Here is a 22,898-nt window from a genome sequence, read left to right on the forward strand (position 1 = left end):
TGCCGTTGGATTCTTAACTGGCGAGCCGGTGAGAATATCCCTGTCCTTATCGCGCCCAGTTCCAGACCTGGCAGTGCCATCCGTTGCGTAACCTTCCAGGAAGGAAAGAGTCAGGCGGAACGAGCGTGCTCTTTTGAGCGGAAACACCCTATTGCAAATGCAAATAGTTATCAATAGTATTAATTATTAATCTTATGTAAATCTTTCCCTACACAGTGACTGGCAGCCCCTATGACCTGGCGAAATGATGTAACCGGTAGTGAAGCCTGGTGGCAGGAGCAACACACTCAAGGTATTCCGCGAATTGCCCCTCAGCAGGATGGCACCTGTCTGGTGACTTTCTTCTGGCGCGATCCACAAGGCAGCGAAAAAACCTCAGCAACTCAGCGCGTGTGGATCAACATTACGGGCGTGACCGATCATCATCAGAAGCGTCCACCGCAGTCATTGGTGCGGGTAACGGGCACCGATGTGTGGTACTGGCAAACCGCGCTGCCCTCCACCTGGCGCGGCAGTTACTGCCTGATGCCCGATGAACAGGCAATCGACTTTAGCGGTGAAGCCGACATGTACGCGTTACGTAACTGGTGGCGTGACAAATTTCCCACGGCGAAGGCCGATCCCCTGAATCCATTACGTGGCTGGGCCGGTGGGCGCGGCATGGGCGTCTCGCCGCTGCATCTCCCGCAGGCTCCTGACCAGCGGGTCTGGAAATCTGTCGATGAGGGCAACGCACCTGCTGTTTCTTTGCAGCAGTATCAGTGGGATAGCGCGCTATTAGGCAACAGTCGCAAAGTGTGGATTTATGCCACTGGCGAGTCCGATGCGGAGCAACGCCCACTGGCCATTCTGCTGGATGGCCAATTCTGGGCAAATCAAATGCCGATTGCCGGGCCGTTGCAGCAACTTACTGATGCCGGAAAACTCCCTCCTGCGGTCTATTTGTTTATCGATATCATCGACCGTGAACACCGTAGCCGCGAACTGCCCTGTAACCCGCAGTTCTGGCAAGCCGTGCAGCAGGAATTACTGCCGCAGGTGGCGCAATGGGCACCTCATCGCCAACAGGCAGACAGCACGCTGGTGGCCGGGCAGAGTTTTGGTGGGCTGGCTTCCGTTTTCGCTGCACTGCATTTTCCGCAGACGTTTGGCAATGCGCTGAGTCTTTCGGGATCTTTTTGGTGGCCCGAACGCGGCAATCCTTACGGATGGCTACTACAGGCGCTGGATAGCGGCCTGGCACCCGAACAGCCGCTGCGTTTCTGGCTGGAAGCAGGTAAACGTGAAGGCCTGATTCTGCAAGCTAATCAACAATTAGAACAAAAACTTACCGCTGCCGGCTACCAGGTGAATTACCTGCCGGTGGAGGGCGGCCATGACGCGCTATGCTGGCGCGGTGGTCTGCTCGACGGTCTGCAAGCCCTGTGGCGCAATCCGACTTAACTTCATCACGCAGGACGCAAACCGGAGCACAGATGTCTGAATCTCTGATGAACAAAACCATGACTGACCAACATACTTTGCCATTAGTGGCAGCCCAGCCCGGCATCTGGATTGCCGACCAGCTGACCCAACACCACAATGCCTATGCCGTGGCCCACTTTGTCGAATTACGCGGCGCGATTAACAGCGACCTGCTGGCGCAGGCCGTCGTGGCTGGCATGCAGGAAGCCGACACCCTGAATATGGCGTTTGCCGAAGTGGAGGGCGAAGCACTGCAGTGGCAACAACCGCAGGCGTTCAGTGCGCCAAAAATCGTTGATTTGCGTGCTGAAACCGATGCGGCCGCCCAAGCTCGCGCGTTGATGCGTGAAGACATGAACGGTGATTTACGCGTACTGAGCGGTGCCCCGTTATGGCATCACACGCTGTATCGCATTGGCGATCAGCACTGGTTCTGGTATCAGCGTTATCACCATTTAGTGGTGGATGGCTTCAGCTTTACCGCCATCACTCGTCGTATTGCCAACCTCTACACCGCAGCCGTCGAGCAACAGGATGCCGAGCCGACGCCCTTTATCCCGTTTAGCGAAGTGGTGGAGGAGTACCAGCGCTACCAGGCATCCTCTTCTTTCACCCGCGATCGTGAATTCTGGCGCGAAAAAGGGGCTGCCCTGCCTTCACCGGCTTCACTATCACCTTTACCGCTGGCTGGACAAAGCGCGACCACCGATCTGCTGCGCCACAGCATAACGCTTGATCGCAACACCTTTCAGACGCTGGTTAATCAACATCCACAATCCAGCGCTGCTGACCTGGCTTTTGCGCTGGTGGCGCTGTGGCTGGCGCGACTCAGTGGACAAAATGATTTTGCCGCTGGATTCATCTTTATGCGCCGCATCGGATCCGCCGCGCTGTGCGCCACCGGTCCGGTGATCAACGTGCTGCCGATGGCCGTGCATTACGATCCCACCGAGCCACTAAGCGCGCTTGCTGCACAGTTGGCCGGTGAAGTGAAGAAAATGCGTCGCCACCAGCGTTATGATGCGGAACAGGTGCAGCACGATCTCGGTCGTCTGGGCGATGGCGATCCGCTGTACGGCCCGGTGATCAACCTGAAGATGTTTGATTATCAACTCGATTTCGCGGGCGTTGAAGGCCTAACCCATCAGCTGGCATCCGGTCCGGTACGCGACCTGGAAATCGCTATCTACATCAGCGAACAGGGTGAACTGACGCTGGAACTGCTGGCGAATGCGGAGCGCTATAGCGAATCGACGCTGATTCGCCACGCCAGCCGTTTTGCTTTGCTGCTGGATCAGTTGGCGGAGCAACCGCATCGTGCGTTGGGTGAACTGGATCTGCTAACCGCAGAAGAGCACGTACAAATTGCCGCTATCAACCAGACTGCGTATCCCGTTCCGGCAGAAACGCTGGCTTCACTGCTGGCGCAGCAAGTCGCACGCACACCTGATGCCCCGGCGCTGGCCGATGCGACTCACCAGTTAAGCTATCGTGAGATGCAGCAGCAGCTGTATGCCCTGGCCGCCGATCTCAGCGCTGCGGGCGTACAGCGCGGCGATATTGTTGCGGTGGCGTTGCCACGTTCGGTGCAGCTCTCGCTGGCATTGCAGGCGATTGTGTCACTTGGCGCGGCATACCTGCCGCTGGATACCGGTTACCCCGACGAACGATTACAGCTGATGCTGGAAGATGCCACCCCCAAAACGCTCATCACCTCAGCAGAACTCAGTGCACGTTTCAGCGCCATCGATTCTGTTAAACAGCTGCACTTTGATACGCTTTATCCTGCGCCAGACGCGTCACAACCTGCCAGCGCGCCGACACCGCAGGATGGCGCCTACATCATCTACACTTCAGGGTCTACCGGGCGTCCGAAAGGCGTATTGGTCGGTCATGAAGCGATCGTCAACCGCCTGTTGTGGATGCAGGATCGCTATCCGCTGCACGCCGACGACGTGGTATTGCAGAAAACCCCGAGCAGTTTCGATGTATCCGTATGGGAATTCTTCTGGCCGCTGCTGGTAGGCGCGCAACTGGTCATGGCACCGCCGGAGGCGCACCGCGATCCGGAGGCGCTTCAGCAGCTGTTTGCGCGTCACAAAGTCACCACCACGCACTTCGTTCCTTCGATGCTGGCCGCCTTTGTCGCGGCGCTGGACAGTGAACCGGCCGTTGCCTGTTGTGGCAGCTTACGCAACGTCTTCTGTAGCGGTGAAGCGCTGCCGACCGATCTGTCGCGTGAATGGGAAAAACTGACGCAGGTGCCGCTTCACAATCTGTACGGTCCGACCGAAGCGGCGGTGGATGTTAGCTGGTATCCGGCGTTTGGCGAAGCTTTGGCAGCCGTTGAAGGTGCCAGCGTGCCGATTGGTTTCCCGGTGTGGAATACCGGACTTCGCATTCTTGATGCACGCATGCAGCCGGTGCCGCCTGGTGTGGCAGGCGATCTTTACTTAACAGGCGTACAGCTGGCACATGGCTATCTTGGCCGCCCGGATCTGACCGCCAGCCGCTTTATCGCCGATCCATTTGCCGCTGGCGAACGCATGTATCTGACCGGTGACGTGGCGCGCTGGCTGGATAACGGCGCGGTGGAATACCTCGGACGCAGCGACGATCAGTTGAAGATCCGAGGCCAGCGTATCGAACTCAACGAAATCGATCATGTGATGAGCGCACAGCCTGGCATTGATCAGGCGGTCACGCACGCGGTGGTACTCGGCGGTGCCGCTGCACAAGGCGGTGATGCGCGTCAGCTGGTGGGGTATGTGATTGCGGAGCACACTGTCGATGGTGACGCGCTGCGTGATGCACTGGCGCAACGGCTGCCTGCGCACATGGTGCCGGTGGCAATTATACAACTGGATACCTTTCCGCTGAGCAGCAACGGCAAGCTGGATCGTAAAGCCCTGCCGCTGCCGCAAAACGCGGCTGGCAGCGTGGGTCGCGACCCTTCCCCAGGTTTGGAAACACAATTGGCGCAGGCTTTCTGCCAGCTGCTGGCGCGCGACACCATCAGCGCCCAGGATGATTTCTTCGCCCTCGGTGGTCACTCGCTGCTGGCGATGCGTTTAGCCGCCCAGTTGCGCCGCGAACTGCAACAGCCGGTTTCGGTGGGGCAGATTATGGTGGCTTCGACGGTGGAAAAACTTGCCCGGTTGCTGAGCGATACCCAATCGCATCAGCAGGCAGGTTTTGAAGCCGTGCTGCCGCTGCGTCAGAGCAACGGACCCACGCTGTTCTGTTTCCATCCGGCGTCGGGTTTTGCCTGGCAGTTCAGCATTCTGCAGCGTTATCTCGATCAGCGCTGGTCGCTGGTGGGCATTCAGTCGCCGGATATCGCCAGCCCGCTGAATCAAAGCGCGCACCTCGACGAGGTGTGTGACGCGCATCTGCAAACCTTACTTGACGTGCAGCCGCACGGACCGTACTTCTTCCTCGGTTATTCGCTCGGCGGCACGCTGGCGCAAGGTATTGCGGCACGACTGGAAGCGGCAGGTGAAGAGGTGGCCTTCCTGGGCCTGCTCGATACCTGGCCACCGGAAACGCAAAACTGGGATGAGAAGCGTGGCGAGAATGTGCTGGATCCGGCGGTACTGGAAGAGGTGAATCGCGAGCGCGAGCAGTTTATCGCTGCGCAGCGTCATCAGGCGGGCGAAGAGATGCGCGCGATGTTTGACACCATTGAAGCCAACTACGCCAGTTCGGTGCGCCTGTTAGCCACCGCGCGCAGCGCCCGCTTCCACGGTCGCGCCACGCTGTTTCTCGCCGAGCAGACGCAGCAGCCTGGTCAGGATGCACGTCGCGCCTGGGCACCGTATGTGGGTGAGTTAGAAGTATGGCCAATGGATTGTGCACACGTGGAGATTATCTCTCCGCAGATGTTTAAGCAGATTGGCCCGTTGCTGCAGCGGATATTAGGCTAACCCAGGCCGATTGCCAGAAGGTCGAGGGACCTCCTGGCAATAAAATTATCTGTCCTGAACAGGGCGCTGACATTAAGCCTCACTGCGATCAGCTTGCCTGCCATTTACAGGGCACTTCCTTCAGCGCTGCTCCAGGGTGCATGTTATAGCGTTCAGATTCCCGCTATAACCTGCTTTGCTGCAGCCAGGCTGCTTAATTTCCCCGCCCCAGCGGCACGATCATTGGCGTGTGCGCCACCGGATCTTCCACAATCACGCAGCGTAAACCGTACACCTGTTCTATCAACGCGGGCGTCACGATCTCTGCGGGCTTGCCTTCGGCCAAAATCTTGCCGTGACGCATGGCGATCAAATGGGTGGCATAACGGCAGGCGTGATTGAGATCGTGCAGCACCACCACTAACGTGCGGCCATGTTGCTGATTCAACTCCTGCATCAATTCCAGCAGTTCAATCTGATGGGTGATATCCAGCCAGGTGGTCGGCTCATCCAGCAGTAACAGCGGCGTTTGCTGCGCCAGTACCATGGCAATCCATACACGCTGACGCTGCCCACCGGACAAGGTATCCACTGGCTGCTGCGCCAGATCGGCCACGCCGGTTGCCCGCATCGCCGTTTGCACCGCCTCTTCATCCTCGCTACGCCAGCGACCAAATAGCGGCTGATGGGGATAACGCCCGCGCGCCACCAGCTCGGTCACGCTGATGCCCGCCGGTGCGTTGGAACTCTGCGGCAGCAGCCCAAGTCGACGTGCGACCTCTTTAGTCGGGTAACGCGCTATCGCTTCACCATCCAGATACACTTCGCCTTTCAGGGGTGCATTAAGACGGCTCAGGGTACGCAGCAAAGTGGATTTACCGCAGGCGTTGGGGCCGATAATCACCGTCAGCTCACCTTCCGGGATCGCCACCGACAGATTTTCTGCCACCACTTTCTTGTCGTAGCCAAGCGTCAGGCCTTCGCCATACAGCCGTGAAGGGATATCGATCATTGGCGTCGCGCCTCCCGCACCAGTAACGCAATCAGATAAAGTCCACCGAGGCTGACGGTAATCACGCCAACCGGTAATTGATAAGGCAGGAAAAGATGTTGTGCGGCAAAATCGGCTGCAATCAACAGCAGAGCCCCACACAGTGCCGCCAGCAACAACGCACCTTTCTCGCCGCCGCCGAGTCGACGCGCGATCTGCGGTGCCAGCAACGCGACAAAGGAGATCGGCCCCACCAATGCGGTGGATGCCGCAGTCAACACCACACCAATCAGCATCAGCAGCAGCCGACTGCGCTCCACTGGCACGCCGAGCGCGCTGGCGGTGTCATCACCCATTTCCAGCAAACGCATGCGCCGGGTCAGCAAGGCCATCAGCAACAGCGACAGCAACAATACGCACACTACCGGTGGCGTTTTCGCCCAGGTGATACCGTTAAGTGAACCGGCACTCCACAATCCGGCACTGAGCGCGGACTCCAGCGAGGCAATGATAATCAGCCAGGCATTCAGCGCCATCAGCAACGCGCGCACGCTGATACCGACAATAATCAGGCGGAAGGTTTCTACCCCGTTGCGCCAGGCAAACAGATACACCAATGCCGCCGTGCTGATACCGCCAATCAATGCTGCACCGGTCATGGCGGCGATGCCCTGATTGAACAGCACCAGTGCCACCAGTACGCCGCTGTAGGCACCGGTATTGAAACCGAGAATATCCGGGCTGCCGAGCGGGTTGCGCAGCAGTGACTGGAAAATCGCGCCGCTGACGCCAAGTGCCGCGCCAATCAGTAGTGCCATCAGCACACGCGGCAGCCGCCACTCTAAAACGATAAGTTTGACGTTGCTGGCACCCTGTCCAGCCAACACCTGCCAGAACTGCTCTGCACCAATCGGCAATGCGCCTCGCGTCATCGCCAGATACGCCAGCAGTGCGCATCCGAGCATCAGCCACGTGGTATGTAATCCAACACGACGCGTCATAGCGCACCTCGCCCGAGTTTACGGCGCACCAGCACAATCAGTACCGGAGCCCCCAACATCGCCGTGACAATGGAGACGCGCAGTTCACCCGCCACCAGCAGTCGTCCCAGAATATCCGCTGCCAGCAGCAGAATCGGGGTAATGATCGCGGTGGCGGGCAGCATCCAGCGGTGATCGTTGCCGACCATCCAGCGTGCAAAATGGGGCGTCATCAGTCCGATGAAAGCGATCGGTCCCACCGCAGCCGTCGCCGCACCGCACAGCAACGCAATCGCCAGCAATCCCAGCAATTGTGTACGCGCCACCCGCGTGCCCAGCGCGGTCGCCATATCGCCGCCCATGCTTAAACTGTTCAACGCCTGCGATAGATAAATCGCCACCCCGCTGCCAATGACAACGGCCGGGAACAGGGTGCGCAGTACGGTGAAATTGCGGATATCCAACGATCCGCTGTGCCAGAAACGCAAATGGTCATAAATATCGGGATTCAGCAGCGACAGGCCAGACGTCAGTCCATCCAGCACTGCGCCCAATGCCACGCCCGCTAACGTCAGGCGCACCGGATTGACTCGCCCGCCGCCAATCGCTCCCGTCATCGCCACCAGCAATGACGCCAACAGCGCACCCGCAAACGCGAAGCCGAGCCAATCAAGAGGCGAATCGGCGCCAAACAGCGCAATGCCGATCACCACCGCAAAACCGGCACCCGCATTGACACCGAGAATGCCCGGATCGGCCAGCGGATTACGCGTCAGGCTTTGCATCAGTGCGCCTGCTAACCCGAGGGCCACACCGGCCAGCAATCCGGCCAGCGTGCGAGGCAAGCGTGCATCACGCACAATCACGCACTCAGCGCTATTACAGCCTGAGGTAAATGAATGATATACATCGGAAATGGGTATCGATTTTGCCCCCAGCATCAAGCTGAGCGCGATGAGGAGCAAGAGCAGAATCCCTGAGCCTGCTAATGCACGGATTTGGCGCATCGTTCTAAACCTTCACTGTTCAACGTCGTCGCATGCGCAACGCAATTTGATAATGGTTATCGTTATTACTCGCGTTTGCCTATGTTACCATGACTCGCCTCGCGGACGATGAGGAAAATTGGTGCAAAAAGGCGAACAAATGAACAAATCTTCCCACTTTATCGATCTATCCCTGCTGAAAACCCATGCGGCATTTCGCGCAGTATTTATTGCCCGTTTCATCTCGATTGTCGCGCTTGGTATGCTCGCCGTGGCGGTGCCGGTGCAGATCCAGCAGATGACACACTCCCCGCTTTTGGTGGGATTGGCCGTCACCCTCGCCGCATCCGGTATGTTTATTGGTCTGCTGACCGGCGGCGTGTTAGCCGATCGCTACGAGCGTAAGAAACTGATTTTGCTTGCCCGATCTACCTGCGGCTTGGGCTTTATCGCGCTGGCTATCAACGCTGCGCTGCCGCAGCCTTCACTGATTGCGGTGTATCTGCTGGGATTTTGGGATGGCTTCTTTGGCGCGATTGGCGTCACGGCGCTGCTGGCGGCCACACCGGCGCTGGTGGGGCGCGAAAACATTATGCAGGCCGGCGCCATCACCATGCTGACGGTGCGTTTTGGCTCTATCCTCTCGCCGGCCATTGCCGGACTGGTCATTGCACACGGCGGCGTGGTGTGGAACTACGGCTTAACCGCGTTTGGCACACTGATTACCGTACTGACGCTGCTGAAATTACCTCAACTCCCGCCGCCACCTCAGCCGCGTGAACATCCGCTGAAGTCGCTGGCCGCCGGGGTGCAGTTCCTGTTTGCCAGTCCGATTGTCGGTATGGTGGCATTGATTGGTGCGTTGGTCACACTGGCCAGCGCGATTCGCGTGCTCTATCCTGCCCTGGCGCCACATTGGTCAGTGAGTGCTAACCAGTTTGGCATGCTCTACGCAGCCGTGCCGCTGGGTGCCGCTATCGGCGCTTTCACCAGCGGTAAATTGAAGCATGCCGCCCGACCGGGACAGCTGGTGCTGGGCAGTGCGGTGGCCGCCTTTTTCGCGCTGGGATTATTCAGCCTGATGCCCAATCTGCCGCTGGCGCTGCTGTGCCTGGTGGCGTTTGGCTATTTCAGTGCCATCAACAGTCTGGTGCAGTACGCGATGATTCAACTGCTGACGCCTGACCATCTGTTGGGCCGCATCAACGGCTTGTGGACCGCGCAAAATGTCACCGGGGATGCGATGGGTGCGGCGATGATAGGTGCTATGGGTTCATGGCTATTGCCGCCACAGGCTGCCGCCGCATTTGGCTTTGCGGCAGCGCTGCTTGGCATAGTTATGTGGTGCGTTATGGGACGCTTACGTCGTTATGCGCCGCCAGCTCCTGAGCTGGCGGAGCAGGCATCATGACTTAACGAACAGTTTCTCCAGACGCGCCAGCAGATTGCTGGCGCTGTAGTAATCCAGGCGGAACGAATCGACGCCAAGCGGGAACACCTGCTTATCCTTAACCGCCGCGTTTTGCGCGAGGAACGGATTGCCGATCACTGACTGTGTGGTTTTGTCATCCGCCGCAAACAGCAGGAAGGTTTTCCCCGTCAAGCCGCTACCCACATTCTCACCCGACAACTGAATGATGTCTTTACGCTGGCCCATGCTGTGACCTTGCTGCACACTGGCTGGCGGGACGGCAAGGGTAAAACCAAGCTGCTCCAGCAGTTTGCCCTGCGCTGACTCCGTGGTCCAAACGTTAACGGCACGCCCATCGCCGTTCCACACCATGGCAGACACGGGTTGCGGCGGTAAGGTGATGGTTTTTTTCAACGCTGCTTCACGATCGTCAAAAGCTTTCACTTGCTGTGCCGCTTGCGCTTCATGGCCGGTTGCCTGCCCGAGCAGCGTCACCACATCCTGCCAGCTTTTGTCATCGTAATTGACCACCAGCGTTGGCGCGATGGCGGAAAGCTGGCTGGCAAGTTTAATCGCAGAGTCATTTCCTGTGGCGCTCACCAGAATCAGATCGGGTGCTTCTGCGGCTACCGCTTCGGCGCTCGGCTCGCCAATATAGAGACGTTTTACATGGCGCTGTTTTGCCACCTCACCCCATTGACGGAAAAAACCCTGATCGTCGGCCAGACGACTGTTCGGTGCGGTCGCACCGGACGCCACCACCGGCGCATCAATCGCCAGCAGCGATCCGGTTAAGGTGACGCTGGTTGAAACAATGCGCTGCGGAGCTTTGTTTAAGATAATCGAACCCTTTGCCCCTTGCACCGTGCGCGGCCATCCCTGTTCTGCCTGTGCGAGCCCTGTGAAAGTCTGGAAAATAAACAAAAGGGCTGTCAGGCCCAATAAACCGCATTTATTCATAAGTTTTGGTCCACCTTTTAGCTTATTGCACGGCTCGACGTCACCTTCCGATTACGCCTAATCATGCGGGAAATCCCGCGAATGGATTGACTCTTTTGTCCAATCGACGTAGGTTACAGGCCCATAATAAAAATGATAATCATTCTTAATAATCTTATCATTTATAGGTGAAAATTATGGTGGAATCATCCATGTTTGAAAATGCCTTATTAGAGGATTTTTCTGCGTTATGCCGTGGGTTCCTCTTTACCTCGCCGTGGCGCAGCCTCGCGACTCAAGGCTGCTATACCACGATAACCACCTCTGTGGCAGACGCTGCATCATTGCAGGGTGATTTTCAACTTCAGCTGCATCAACATTTTGCGGCGGCAAAACAACAAGGCATTGAGAATCCGATCCTGGTGGGTGCGATTCCGTTTGACGTGAGTCAGCCTGCGGCCTTGTTTATCCCTGAAACGTATCAAACTTTTCATCGTGCCGACCTACAGAATGCGCTGCCTGCGGCTGCCAGTGAACTGCCGCAGGTACGTCGTCGCATGGCGGTGCCGGATCACGATGTCTTTACCCAAATGGTGGCCGATGCGGTGACAGCAACGCAACGTGGTGACCTCGATAAAGTGGTGCTGTCACGCCTGATGGATATTGTCACCGAGCAGCCAGTGGATACCGCGGCGCTGATGCAACGCGTGATTGCACAGAATCCGAATAGCTATCACTTCCACCTGCCGCTACCACAAGGCGGTGCACTGGTGGGGGCCAGCCCGGAACTGATGCTGCGTAAGCAGGGCCGCGATTTTAGCTCGTGCCCGCTGGCGGGCTCAGCACGTCGTGATCACCACGATAGCCAACAGGATCAGGCAGCGGGCAATACGCTGATGGACTCCAGCAAAGATCGTCATGAACACCAGCTGGTCACGGATGCGATGCGCGATACGCTGCAACCGCGCAGTCGCCTGCTGTCGGTGCCGACGGTACCGTCGTTGATCACCACGGCAACCTTGTGGCACCTCGCGACCCAAATCGATGGTGAGGTGCAGGATGATCGTGAGAACGCCTTGTCGCTGGCCTGCCTGCTTCATCCGACCCCCGCATTAAGCGGCTTCCCACACCAGCGTGCTCAGCAGCTGATTCAGCAGTTGGAGCCTTTTGATCGTCAGCTGTTTGGCGGCATTGTGGGATGGTGTGACAGTGAAGGAAACGGTGAATGGGTGGTGACGATTCGTTGTGGCACCGTGCACGGTGCACGCGTGCGACTGTTTGCGGGCGCAGGCATCGTTGCCGATTCCCAACCTGAATCAGAATGGCGCGAAACCGGCGTGAAGCTGGATACCATGTTGCGCGCTTTTGGACTGCAATAAAGGAAAGAGCATGAGCATTCCCTATACCCGCTGGCCTGAAGATTTGGCTGCGCGCTATCGCGAAAAAGGCTATTGGCTCGATGTGCCAATGACCGATATCCTGGCGCGCCATCAAGAGAATGATGCCATCGCGGTCATCGACGGCGATCGTCAAATCAGCTATCGCGAGCTGAATCAACTAACCGATAACCTCGCGGCGGCCCTGCAGCGCCGTGGCCTGCAACAGGGTGATACTGCGTTAGTGCAGCTAGGCAACGTGGCGGAGTTTTACGTCACGGTCTTTGCGCTGTTTAAACTGGGCGTGGCATCCGTCTTCGCGCTGTATAGCCATCAGCGCACGGAGCTGACCGCCTACGCCACGCAGATTGAGCCTAAGCTGTTAATTGCCGATCGCCGTCACGCACTGTTTGCCGACGACACCTTTATTGGTGCGCTCTGTGCGGCACAGCCCTCTCTGCAGCAGGTGATTCTGTGCCATGACGGTGATAAAGAAAACACCCTCGAAGCCCTGATGGCGGAAGCGGCAGGCGATTACCAGTCAACGCCAACTGCTGCCGATGAAGTGGCGTTTTTCCAGCTCTCCGGCGGCAGCACCGGTACGCCGAAGCTGATCCCACGCACGCACAATGATTACTATTACAGTATTCGCGCCAGTGATGAGATCTGCGAAGTCACGGCTGACACGCGCTATCTGGTCGCCCTGCCCGCACCGCATAACTTCGCCATGAGCTCACCGGGTTCACTCGGTGTGTTTTATGCAGGGGGCCAGGTGATTCTTGCCGCTGACCCAAGCGCCACGCTCTGCTTCCCGCTGATTGAGAAGCATCAGGTCACCGATACCGGTCTGGTGCCACCCGCAGTGAGCCTGTGGCTGCAGGCGATTCAGGAATGGGGTAGCAACAAGCAGCTGGCTTCGCTGCAGCGGATTCAGGTCGGCGGCGCGAAGCTCGGCGAAACCCTGGCGGCACGCATCCAGAGCGAAATTGGCTGCCAATTACAGCAGGTGTTTGGCATGGCCGAAGGCCTGGTGAACTACACCCGCTTTGGCGATGACGAGAAAATCGTGCTGACCACTCAGGGCCGACCGATTTCTGAAGATGACGAAGTGTGGGTGGCCGACGAACAGGGTAATCCGCTGCCGCACGGCACGGTAGGCCGCCTGATGACACGCGGTCCGTACACCTTCCGTGGTTACTATAAAAGCCCGGAGCACAACGCGGCCAGCTTCGATGCTAATGGTTTTTACTGTTCTGGCGATCTGATTGAGATCAATCCTCAGGGCTACATCACCGTGCAGGGCCGAGAGAAAGATCAGATCAACCGGGGTGGCGAGAAGATCGCCGCAGAAGAGATCGAGAATCTGCTGCAGCGTCATCCGGACGTGATCCACGCTGCGCTCGTGTCGATGAATGATGAACTGATGGGCGAAAAGAGCTGCGCCTTTATCGTTGCCAGTCAGCCGATCAAAGCGGTAGCACTGCGTCGCCATCTGCGCGATCTCGGTGTCGCCGAGTTTAAATTACCCGATCGTATTACCTGCGTAGATGCCCTGCCGCTGACCCCGGTTGGCAAGGTGGATAAAAAACGTTTACGCCAACAGCTTGCTGACCAACAAGCGCAAGCCTGACCTGTTCCGGAGATAATAATGGCTATTCCAAAACTCAATTCTTACGCGCTGCCTGCCGCCACTGAACTGCCGACCAATAAAGTGAAATGGAGCGTAGAGCCACAGCGCGCTGCGCTGCTCATCCATGATATGCAGGCTTATTTCCTGAATTTCTGGGGCGAGAACAGCCCGCTGATCGACCAGGTCGTCGAAAACATTGCGCGCCTGCGTGCCTACTGCAAAGCGCAGGGTATTCCGGTGTTTTACACCGCGCAGCCTAATGAGCAGAGCGATGCCGATCGCGCATTGCTTAACGACATGTGGGGGCCGGGCCTGAATAAGCATCCGGATCAACAGAAGATCGTGGATGCACTGGCGCCAGATCAGGACGATCAGGTGTTGACCAAATGGCGCTACAGCGCCTTTGTGCGTTCGCCGCTGGAATCGATCCTGCAAGAGATGGGCCGCGATCAGCTGATCATCACCGGCGTTTATGCCCACATCGGCTGTCTGACCACCGCCACTGACGCCTTTATGCGTAATATCCAGCCGTTTATGGTGGCAGATGCGCTGGCCGATTTTAGCCGCGAAGAGCACATGATGGCGCTGACTTACACTGCTGGCCGTAGTGGCAAAGTGGTGATGACCGCCGATCTCATGCCGCTGCCGCTAAGCAAAGATGATCTGCGTGCGCTGATTCTGCCGCTGCTGGAAGATGACGATGTGCCGGAAGATGATGAGAATCTGATCGACTACGGTCTGGATTCCGTGCGCGTGATGGCGCTGGCAGCGCGCTGGCGCCAGGTGCACAACGATATCGATTTCGTTAGCCTGGCGAAAAATCCTAGCATTGATGGCTGGTGGGCTCTGCTGTCACGGACGCCTGCCAAATGAGTGCCTCTTTCGACTTTAACGGAAAATTCGTCTGGGTAACCGGTGCGGGTAAAGGCATTGGTTACCACACGGCGCTGGCATTCCATCAGGCCGGCGCACAGGTGATCGGCTTCGATCTGCGTTTTGATCAGCCCGACTACCCGTTTGCCACGCAGGTTTTGGATGTAGCGAATGCGGCGGAGGTGAAAGAAGTTTGTCAGCGCCTGCTGACTGAGCAGCCTCGTCTGGATGTGCTGGTCAACGGCGCCGGGATCCTGCGCGTCGGCAGCACCGAAGCACTCGCATTCGAAGACTGGCAGGCGTGTCTGGCGGTGAACGCTGGCGGCGCCTTCAATATGTTCCAGCAGACGCTGCCGGTGTTCCGCCAGCAGAGCGCAGGAGCGATTGTCACCATCGCCTCCAACGCCGCTCATGCGCCACGCCTGGGGATGTCCGCTTATGGCGCTTCCAAAGCGGCACTGCGTAGCCTGTGCCTGACCGTCGGTCTGGAAATGGCACCGTTTGGCGTGCGCTGCAACATCGTTTCACCGGGTTCAACCGATACCGACATGCAACGTAGCCTGTGGCACACGCCGGAAGCAGAGCAGGAGATGATCAACGGCTTCCCGGATCAATATAAGCTGGGGATCCCACTGCGTAAGATCGCGAAACCGCAAGAGATCGTGAACAACGTCCTGTTCCTTGCCTCGGATCTTGCCAGCCACGTGGTACTGCAGGATATTGTGGTCGACGGTGGCGCAACGCTGGGATCCTGATATGGCAATCTGGAAACGATCGGTTGATCTGGCAACCTTAAATACCCTGGGTGATAACTCGCTGGTGTCGCACATCGGCATCGTGTTCACGGTGATTGGCGACGATTACCTTGAGGCCACTATGCCAGTGGACACCCGCACGCAGCAGCCGTTTGGCCTGCTGCACGGCGGTGCGTCAGTGGTGCTGGCGGAATCGATGGGATCGATTGCCGGTTATCTGAGTGTGGAAGAGGGCAAAAGTGTGGTGGGGATTGAGGTCAGTGCCAGCCACCATCGCGCGGTGAGCAGCGGTGAAGTCCGCGGCATCTGCCGTCCTTTGCATCTTGGCGCACGCAACCAGAGTTGGGAAATAGAGATTCGCAATGGACGCGATCAGCTGTGCTTCACATCGCGATTGACGGTGGCGGTGCTGGGGTAATTTTCCGCGACGGCCCCCTTATTCCAGGGGGTGAGAAAAATCGCGCCGGATTGCTGAACACGATGCCCTTTCATCGGGAGATGAAAATGGGCACTCAGCAGCCATAAAAAAAGCGGCCAATTGGCCGCTTTCTCTTTGGCGATTAACGCTGGTAAATGATTTCGACGCCTTCGTCGTCCTCCTCGTCCCAGTCGTCATCCCAATCGTCATCTTCTTCCACTTCCTGAGCGGTTTCCATGGCTTCGCGGTGATAGTCATCCCACATGAAGGCCACTTTCTCCGGCTCTTTCGCTTCTTCTTCCGCTTCTTTCGGGTTCTCGATGATGAAGGTCATCACGTCCCAGCAAAGATCTTTCACGCCATCATGGCTGGCCGCAGAAATCAGATAGTATTTGTCTTCCCAGCCCAATGCTTCCACAACCGCTTTAGCGCGGTTTTCTGCTTCTTCACGGTCCAGCAGGTCACATTTGTTAAACACCAGCCAGCGTGGCTTCTGGAACAGCTTCTCGCTGTATTTTTCCAGTTCACCCAGGATGATGCGGGCGTTCTCAACCGGATCGGATTCATCGATCGGCGCAAGGTCAATCAGGTGCAACAGTACACGGCAACGCTCAAGGTGCTTCAGGAAGCGAATGCCCAGACCGGCACCATCCGCTGCGCCTTCAATCAGGCCCGGGATATCCGCGACGACGAAGCTCTTTTCGTTGTCCATGCGCACCACGCCGAGGCTTGGCACCAAAGTGGTAAATGGATAATCCGCCACTTTCGGTTTAGCCGCAGACACGGAGCGAATAAAGGTCGATTTACCGGCATTTGGCAGGCCAAGCATACCGACATCAGCCAGCAGCATCAGCTCCAGCTGCAGGTCGCGTTTCTCGCCCGGCGTACCCATGGTCTTCTGACGTGGGGAACGGTTAACGGAGGATTTAAAACGCGTATTGCCCAAGCCGTGCCAGCCGCCTTTTGCGACCATCAGCTTCTGCTCGTGGCGCGTCATGTCACCCAGCGTTTCGCCAGTCCCCTGGTCAATCACGCGAGTACCAACAGGCACCTTGATAATGATGTCTTTGCCGCGTTTACCGGTGCAATCACGGCTCTGGCCATTTTGGCCACGTTCGGCGCGGAAAGATTTCTCGAAGCGATAATCGATCAGGGTATTCAGGTTTTCATCCGCCAGCAGGTAAACATCACCGCCGTCACCGCCGTCGCCGCCGTCCGGGCCACCGCGTGGAATGTATTTCTCGCGGCGGAAGCTTACGCAACCATTACCGCCATCGCCTGCGACCGCAAGGATCGTCGCTTCATCTACAAACTTCATTTTATTTCTCCGTCACGCTATCGTTCGCGGCGACTAAAGCACAGCAAACGGGTCCGCCAGGGTCTTCTGCGCTGACCGGCGGCGGATAATACAAGACTGGCAAAGCCAGGAGTACATAAATTGTACAGCAAACTGCGCGTTTTGGTCAGAGGGAATCCCGCAACCTGCGGCAGAATGTAAAAAGCCCCGCAAAGCTGCGGGGCCTTCAATTCGTGTGTTCAGACGTTAACCGTCTGCGTCACAACAACCTTACTCAGCAACGATGCTGATGTACTTACGGTTGTTAGGACCTTTAACTTCGAATTGTACTTTACCGTCTGCGGTAGCAAACAGGGTGTGGTCACGACCACAACCTACATTGGTACCTGCGTGGAATTTGGTGCCACGCTGACGAACGATGATGCTACCTGCCAGAACAGATTCACCACCGAAACGCTTAACACCCAGACGTTTTGCATTGGAGTCGCGACCGTTACGAGTCGAGCCACCAGCCTTTTTATGTGCCATTTGTCAGATCTCCTCTTACGCGCCGATCACAGTGATTTTCACATCAGTGAACCACTGACGGTGACCAGCTTGCTTACGGTAGTGTTTACGACGACGAAACTTAACAATCTTAACTTTCTCGCCACGACCGTGAGCAACAACTTCTGCCTTGATCACACCGCCTGATACCAGTGGCGCGCCGATTTGCACGTCTTCGCCATTTGCAATCATCAGAACCTGGTCGAACTCAATGGTTTCGCCGGTTGCGATGTCCAGCTTTTCCAAGCGAACGGTCTGACCTTCGCTTACTCGGTGTTGTTTACCACCACTTTGGAAAACCGCGTACATATAAAACTCCGCTTCTGCGCATGCCTTTCTATTCATCAGGCGGCGCGATAAATATTCACAATAGGGCGCGAATTCTACGCAAATCTCCAGCAGAAGACAAGTGCACTTTGCACTCTCTTGCAGAAAAAAAGCGCAGGACGAATGCAAACGTTTCTCAGCCCGATTTTTCAAGTACAATCAGTAACAGATTACCTGAACTCACGCTGGGTAAAAGCGCTTACCATGCAAAATACGAGTCAAAGCTGAACAGACGAATGAACTTAGAACAGATTAATGAATTAACCGCGCAGGACATGGCGGCCGTCAACCAGACCATCCTCGACCAGCTGAATTCAGATGTCTCACTGATTAATCAGTTGGGTTATTACATCATCAGCGGCGGAGGCAAACGTATCCGGCCTATGATCGCGGTGCTCTCGGCACGTGCGCTGAACTATCAGGGATCGCTGCATGTCACCAATGCGGCGCTGATCGAATTTATCCACACAGCGACTCTGCTGCACGATGATGTGGTGGATGAATCCGATATGCGCCGTGGCAAAGCCACTGCCAATGCCGCGTTCGGCAATGCTGCCAGTGTGCTAGTGGGGGATTTCATCTACACCCGCGCGTTTCAGATGATGACCAGCATGGGATCCTTAAAGATCCTCGCGCTGATGTCCGAAGCAGTAAACGTGATTGCGGAAGGTGAAGTGCTGCAGTTGATGAACTGCAACGATCCCGATATCACTGAAGAGAGCTACATGCGCGTCATCTACAGTAAGACCGCGCGCCTGTTTGAAGCGGCTTCTCAAGCCTCCGCGATTCTGGCTGAAGCCACGCCGGCGCAGGAAAAAGCGCTGCAGGATTATGGTCGCTATCTGGGTACCGCTTTCCAGTTAATTGACGATTTGCTGGATTACAGTGCGGATGGCGAAACCCTGGGTAAAAATACCGGTGATGACCTGAGTGAAGGCAAGCCGACGCTGCCGCTGCTGCATGCCATGCACAACGGCACGCCAGAGCAAGCTCAGATGATCCGCAAAGCAATCGAAGAAGGTAACGGTCGCCATCTGCTGGAACCGGTACTGGATGCCATGCAACAAACTGGCTCGCTGGAATGGACGCGCAAACGCGCTGAAGAAGAGGCGGATAAAGCCATTGCTGCCCTGCAAGCCCTGCCAGAAACACCGTGGCGGAGCGCACTCGAAGCATTGGCCCACATGTCAGTGCAGCGTGATTTCTGATTGTCATTACGGGGCAGCCTGGCCCCGTTTTCTTTCCTGCCTCACCCGTTTTCTCCCCCTGCTTTACTTCCCAGCCCTTCACCTGACTGCCCATTACATTCCTTGCAGCGCTTTTGCGAAAGAGAGCTCAGTTTAATGCGAGGCCAAAACAATTACTGGAAGCTTATGGAAATTATTTGCTATAAGGTTTTTGTTTTTTCCTAATATCTCTGCATTGGATACGCTCGCTGCGGCAGAGACAACGCAATAACATGGACAAGGAGCAGGACGTTATGAAAGCAAGGAAACAGGATTGGCATCCCGCAGATGTGATTGCAGCACTGCGTAAAAAAGGCACATCAATGGCTGAATTGTCACGCAATTCGGGGCTGAACTCATCCACACTCTCCAACGCACTTTCCCGCCCCTGGCCAAAAGGAGAGTGGTTGATCGCTGAAGCGATCGGTGTTCATCCCGCCGAGATCTGGCCAACTCGCTATTATGATCCTATTACATCGCGCTTGCTGGATCGCAAAAAACGTATTCGATCCCCCAGGGATCGTCAGGAGATCTGAGATCTTTGGCATAAAAAAACCAGCCACGCTGCCGTGACTGGTTTTCTTCGCGTGCGAGATCTGTGTTATTCGCCGCTGACGCGCTCGATATTGGCACCCATGGCCTTCAGTTTATCTTCGATGTGCTCATAGCCACGGTCGATATGATAAATACGGTCCACAATGGTAGTGCCTTCCGCGATGCAACCGGCCAGTACCAGGCTCGCAGAAGCGCGCAGGTCGGTTGCCATCACTTGTGCACCCGACAGCGCCTCAACACCGTGGCAAATCGCAGTGTTGCTTTCGATTTCCGCGTGACCGCCCATACGAATCAGCTCAGGGATGTGCATGAAACGGTTTTCGAAGATGGTTTCGGTGATCACGCCAGTGCCTTCCGCCACCATGTTCAGCAAGGTGAACTGTGCCTGCATGTCGGTTGGGAAACCTGGGTGTGGTGCAGTACGGAGGTTAACCGCCTTAGGGCGCTTACCGTGCATATCGAGGCTGATCCAGTCTTCACCGGTTTCAATCTCGGCACCCGCATCACGCAGTTTTGCGAGTACCGCATCCAGCGTATCGGGCTGGGCTTTATGGCACACCACTTTACCGCGGGAAATCGCAGCAGCGACCAGGAAGGTACCGGTTTCGATACGATCCGGCAGAACGCGATACACACCACCACCCAGACGTTCTACGCCTTCAATGGTGATTTTATCTGTGCCTGCACCGCTGATTTTTGCGCCCAGCGTGTTGAGGAAGTTTGCCGTATCGACAATTTCCGGCTCACGAGCGGCGTTTTCAATAATGGTCGTGCCAGTGGCAAGCGTTGCCGCACTCATGATGGTCACGGTCGCGCCAACGCTGACTTTGTCCATGACGATATGCGCGCCTTTCAGGCGGCCATTAACGGAAGCTTTGACGTAACCTTCTTCCAGTTTAATTTCCGCACCCAGTTGCTCAAGGCCAGTGATGTGCAGATCAACCGGACGTGCACCAATAGCACAGCCACCTGGCAATGAAACCTGACCCTGGCCAAAACGCGCCACCAGCGGACCCAGTGCCCAAATCGAGGCACGCATGGTTTTCACCAGATCATACGGCGCGCTGAAGACATTAACTTCGCGAGCATCAACGTGAACCGAACCATTACGCTCAACGCGCGCACCCAGCAAATTCAGCAGCTTCATGGTGGTATCGATATCACGCAGCTTCGGCACGTTCTGAATTTCAACCGGCTCTTCTGCCAGCAGCGCAGCAAACAGAATTGGCAGCGCAGCATTCTTCGCCCCGGAAATGGTCACTTCACCACTTAAACGGGTGGGGCCTTGCACACGAAATTTGTCCATTAACGGCTCTCAATTATCTATCAACAAATCAACCGGCGAGATACTTAGAAACCGTTGAGTTTACGGTCGCGCGCCCACTCGGCTGGGGTATAAGTTTTAATGGAAACCGCATGAATACGGTTATCCGCAATGTATTCCATCAGCGGCGCATATACAGCCTGCTGTTTTTTCACACGGCTCAGTTCACCGAACATCTCACCCACCGCGATCACCTGAAAATGACTGCCGTCGTTGCTGAGAACATGTACTTCATCTAATGGCAGCGCCTGCATCAGCACGGCCTGAACTTCACTATTTTCCATCGCTCTTTGCTTCACTTAATAATAATAAGGCGGATATCTTAGAGGAAAGCGCCTGACTCTTAAATACGCAAAAGCCCCTGAATAAATCAGGGGCTTTTGGCGATGACAACGTAATCAGGCGATTTTTTCCGCAGAAACAATAATCTGCTGTAGGTTATACAGCGCAATTAATGACTGGAGTTTGTCGTTGATACCGGTGAAAACTGGCGTGCTACCTTGTGCTCGCGCGATTTCGCGTAGATGGACTAACAAAGCCAGCCCCGCTGAATCCACGCGCTCCAGCGCCGCGACATCAATGGTTGCGACATCCACCATGGCGGTTTCACGGTCATGCCACAATGACAGCAGGGTATCGCGATCCAACATGCCGCTTAAAGATAGCGTGCTGGCATTGCGCTGCCAGCGTAACGGTTCGCTCATGCTTACTGTTTATCCAGAGTGATAGGCTGTGCTGCGTAGGTTTTCAACTGCGCGGTCAGACCATCAATGCCCTTGGTACGCAGCAAATCACTCCACTCATTTTGTTTGGTGGTGATCATACTGATGCCTTCAGCCACCATATCATAGGCCTGCCAGTTGCCGGTCTGGCTGTTCTTGCGCCACTGGAAATCAAGACGCACAGGCGGACGGCCGTTCGGATCCAAAATAGTCACGCGAATCGCAACGATATTCGCATCGCCAATCGGCTGCGGTTGCTGAATCTGGTAGGTTTGGCCATGGTACAGCGCCAGCGCCTGGCCATAAGCCTGCGCCAGATAATCGCCAAATGCGGCAAAGTAAGCGTCGCGTTGCGCGGGCGTTGCTTCACGATAATAGCGGCCCAGCACCAGCGCACCTGCGTACTTGATCTGTACATAAGGCAGCAACTCCTGACGCACTACCTCACGCAGATAGTTAGGATCCTGCTTGATTTTAGGTTGCTCGTTTTTCAAGCGGGTGAAGGTCTTCGCCGCCGCTTCATTCATCAGTTTATAAGGATCGCTCTGATCCGCTGCATTGGCCGCCAGCGGCACAATCGCCAGCATGGCAATCATCAGGAAACGTTTAAACATCGTGTTTTACCTCTCTATTCCGTTGTAGCAGGTGCTGCCGGAGCAGGCGCACTCTCGGTGCCCTGCTTTTGATTATCGTTTTTGTTATCGCCGCTCTTGTAGAGGAACTGGCCGATCAAATCTTCCAGCACCATCGCGGATTTGGTGTCACGCAACGTGCCGCCATCTTTCAGCATAGCCGAACCCAGTTCTGGATCATCAAAGCCTAAATTTAGCGCGAGGAACTGTTCACCCAGCAGACCTTGCGTGCGAATAGCCAGCGAGCTGGTGTCCGGGATTTTGTCGGCATATTGATCGCTGATGTCCATGGTGACACGCGGCGACAGCGTTTTATCATCCAGCGAAATATCCGTGACACGACCAATCACCACACCACCAATTTTCACCGGTGAGCTGACTTTTAGGCCGCCAATATTATCGAAAGTGGCATACAGCTTCCATGTCGGTTCGGTGCCAAGTGACTTGAGATCGGCCACGCGCAGGCTGAGGAATAACAGTGCCAACAGTGCTGCCAGCATGAAGACGCCAACCCAGATTTCGTTTTTCTTGCTTTGCATTG

General features: G+C 56.2%; 22 protein-coding genes. 10 read left to right on the plus strand and 12 right to left on the minus strand.

What is annotated here, in order from left to right; all coding sequences use genetic code 11:
• Window positions 1–231 precede the first annotated feature (231 nt).
• Together fes and LH22_RS19260 are read left to right on the plus strand one after the other, a co-directional pair.
• On the plus strand, window positions 232–1,443 hold the full coding sequence (gene fes, locus LH22_RS19255; protein WP_038649434.1) for an enterochelin esterase: 1,212 nt from the start codon (window positions 232–234) through the stop codon (window positions 1,441–1,443).
• A gap of 32 nt (window positions 1,444–1,475) precedes the next feature.
• Complete coding sequence (locus tag LH22_RS19260) at window positions 1,476–5,390, plus strand: enterobactin synthase subunit F (protein WP_038649437.1); 3,915 nt, start codon at window positions 1,476–1,478, stop codon at window positions 5,388–5,390.
• A 193-nt stretch (window positions 5,391–5,583) separates the two neighbouring features.
• Here the strand turns inward: LH22_RS19260 and LH22_RS19265 are convergent, their stop codons facing one another.
• Genes LH22_RS19265 through fepD form a run of 3 tightly spaced genes read right to left on the minus strand, consistent with a single transcriptional unit; the run spans window position 5,584 to window position 8,347 of the window.
• Entirely contained in the window at window positions 5,584–6,381 is a 798-nt protein-coding gene (locus LH22_RS19265; protein WP_038649442.1) for an ATP-binding cassette domain-containing protein, read from the minus strand.
• Window positions 6,378–7,361, minus strand: a complete 984-nt coding sequence (gene fepG / locus LH22_RS19270) for an iron-enterobactin ABC transporter permease (RefSeq protein WP_038649445.1) — start codon at window positions 7,359–7,361, stop codon at window positions 6,378–6,380. The genes LH22_RS19265 and fepG overlap by 4 nt, the downstream gene beginning before the upstream one ends.
• Entirely contained in the window at window positions 7,358–8,347 is a 990-nt protein-coding gene (fepD, locus tag LH22_RS19275; protein ID WP_038649448.1) for a Fe(3+)-siderophore ABC transporter permease, read from the minus strand. The genes fepG and fepD overlap by 4 nt, the downstream gene beginning before the upstream one ends.
• A gap of 139 nt (window positions 8,348–8,486) precedes the next feature.
• Here fepD and entS point away from each other — a divergent pair, with 139 nt between their 5' ends.
• Window positions 8,487–9,737, plus strand: coding sequence for an enterobactin transporter EntS (entS, locus tag LH22_RS19280; RefSeq protein ID WP_038650284.1), 1,251 nt, complete (start codon window positions 8,487–8,489; stop codon window positions 9,735–9,737).
• On the opposite strand, the gene fepB is transcribed toward entS, so the two are convergent.
• Window positions 9,732–10,697, minus strand: coding sequence for a Fe2+-enterobactin ABC transporter substrate-binding protein (gene fepB, locus LH22_RS19285; RefSeq protein WP_038649450.1), 966 nt, complete (start codon window positions 10,695–10,697; stop codon window positions 9,732–9,734). The two genes, entS and fepB, sit on opposite strands and share 6 nt — an antisense overlap.
• 176 nt (window positions 10,698–10,873) lie before the next feature.
• On the opposite strand from fepB, the gene LH22_RS19290 reads away from it, so the two are divergent.
• Genes LH22_RS19290 through LH22_RS19310 form a run of 5 tightly spaced genes read left to right on the plus strand, consistent with a single transcriptional unit; the run spans window position 10,874 to window position 15,728 of the window.
• Window positions 10,874–12,055: an isochorismate synthase gene (locus LH22_RS19290; RefSeq protein ID WP_038649453.1), complete on the plus strand. Its 1,182-nt coding sequence runs from the start codon at window positions 10,874–10,876 to the stop codon at window positions 12,053–12,055.
• Window positions 12,056–12,065: 10 nt separating this feature from the next.
• Window positions 12,066–13,682, plus strand: coding sequence for a (2,3-dihydroxybenzoyl)adenylate synthase (locus tag LH22_RS19295; RefSeq protein ID WP_038649456.1), 1,617 nt, complete (start codon window positions 12,066–12,068; stop codon window positions 13,680–13,682).
• 18 nt (window positions 13,683–13,700) lie between these two features.
• Window positions 13,701–14,555, plus strand: a complete 855-nt coding sequence (locus tag LH22_RS19300; protein ID WP_038649458.1) for an isochorismatase family protein — start codon at window positions 13,701–13,703, stop codon at window positions 14,553–14,555.
• Entirely contained in the window at window positions 14,552–15,310 is a 759-nt protein-coding gene (gene dhbA / locus LH22_RS19305; RefSeq protein WP_038649461.1) for a 2,3-dihydro-2,3-dihydroxybenzoate dehydrogenase, read from the plus strand. Before LH22_RS19300 ends, dhbA begins: the two co-directional genes overlap by 4 nt.
• 1 nt (window position 15,311) lies before the next feature.
• Window positions 15,312–15,728 (plus strand): hotdog fold thioesterase, encoded by a 417-nt coding sequence (locus LH22_RS19310; protein ID WP_038649464.1) that lies wholly within the window; start codon window positions 15,312–15,314, stop codon window positions 15,726–15,728.
• Between the two features lie 142 nt (window positions 15,729–15,870).
• Here LH22_RS19310 and cgtA read toward each other — a convergent pair whose 3' ends face one another.
• The 3 genes from cgtA to rplU form a co-directional block, all read right to left on the minus strand.
• Complete coding sequence (cgtA, locus tag LH22_RS19315; protein WP_038649467.1) at window positions 15,871–17,046, minus strand: Obg family GTPase CgtA; 1,176 nt, start codon at window positions 17,044–17,046, stop codon at window positions 15,871–15,873.
• A gap of 249 nt (window positions 17,047–17,295) precedes the next feature.
• Window positions 17,296–17,553: a 50S ribosomal protein L27 gene (gene rpmA / locus LH22_RS19320; RefSeq protein WP_003851093.1), complete on the minus strand. Its 258-nt coding sequence runs from the start codon at window positions 17,551–17,553 to the stop codon at window positions 17,296–17,298.
• Between the two features lie 15 nt (window positions 17,554–17,568).
• Window positions 17,569–17,880 carry a 50S ribosomal protein L21 gene (gene rplU / locus LH22_RS19325; RefSeq protein WP_034826596.1) on the minus strand — a complete coding sequence of 104 codons (312 nt, stop codon included), beginning with the start codon at window positions 17,878–17,880 and terminating at the stop codon, window positions 17,569–17,571.
• A 254-nt stretch (window positions 17,881–18,134) separates the two neighbouring features.
• Between rplU and ispB the strand changes: the two genes are divergently transcribed.
• Both ispB and LH22_RS19335 read left to right on the plus strand, forming a co-directional pair.
• Window positions 18,135–19,106, plus strand: coding sequence for an octaprenyl diphosphate synthase (ispB, locus tag LH22_RS19330; RefSeq protein WP_038649473.1), 972 nt, complete (start codon window positions 18,135–18,137; stop codon window positions 19,104–19,106).
• Window positions 19,107–19,378: 272 nt separating this feature from the next.
• Entirely contained in the window at window positions 19,379–19,660 is a 282-nt protein-coding gene (locus LH22_RS19335) for a helix-turn-helix domain-containing protein (protein ID WP_038649475.1), read from the plus strand.
• Window positions 19,661–19,725: 65 nt separating this feature from the next.
• On the opposite strand, the gene murA is transcribed toward LH22_RS19335, so the two are convergent.
• The 5 genes from murA to mlaD all read right to left on the minus strand — a co-directional run bounded on the left by murA (window position 19,726) and on the right by mlaD (window position 22,896).
• Window positions 19,726–20,985, minus strand: a complete 1,260-nt coding sequence (gene murA, locus LH22_RS19340) for a UDP-N-acetylglucosamine 1-carboxyvinyltransferase (RefSeq protein WP_038649478.1) — start codon at window positions 20,983–20,985, stop codon at window positions 19,726–19,728.
• A 44-nt stretch (window positions 20,986–21,029) separates the two neighbouring features.
• Window positions 21,030–21,287: a BolA family iron metabolism protein IbaG gene (gene ibaG, locus LH22_RS19345; RefSeq protein ID WP_021184251.1), complete on the minus strand. Its 258-nt coding sequence runs from the start codon at window positions 21,285–21,287 to the stop codon at window positions 21,030–21,032.
• A 114-nt stretch (window positions 21,288–21,401) separates the two neighbouring features.
• Window positions 21,402–21,707 (minus strand): lipid asymmetry maintenance protein MlaB, encoded by a 306-nt coding sequence (gene mlaB / locus LH22_RS19350; protein ID WP_038649484.1) that lies wholly within the window; start codon window positions 21,705–21,707, stop codon window positions 21,402–21,404.
• 2 nt (window positions 21,708–21,709) lie between these two features.
• Window positions 21,710–22,339 (minus strand): phospholipid-binding protein MlaC, encoded by a 630-nt coding sequence (gene mlaC, locus LH22_RS19355; RefSeq protein ID WP_034826602.1) that lies wholly within the window; start codon window positions 22,337–22,339, stop codon window positions 21,710–21,712.
• A gap of 14 nt (window positions 22,340–22,353) precedes the next feature.
• Window positions 22,354–22,896, minus strand: a complete 543-nt coding sequence (mlaD, locus tag LH22_RS19360) for an outer membrane lipid asymmetry maintenance protein MlaD (RefSeq protein WP_034826604.1) — start codon at window positions 22,894–22,896, stop codon at window positions 22,354–22,356.
• Window positions 22,897–22,898 lie beyond the last annotated feature (2 nt).

The sequence above is a fragment of the Pantoea rwandensis genome (assembly GCF_000759475.1).
Classification (GTDB): Bacteria; Pseudomonadota; Gammaproteobacteria; order Enterobacterales; family Enterobacteriaceae; genus Pantoea; species Pantoea rwandensis_B.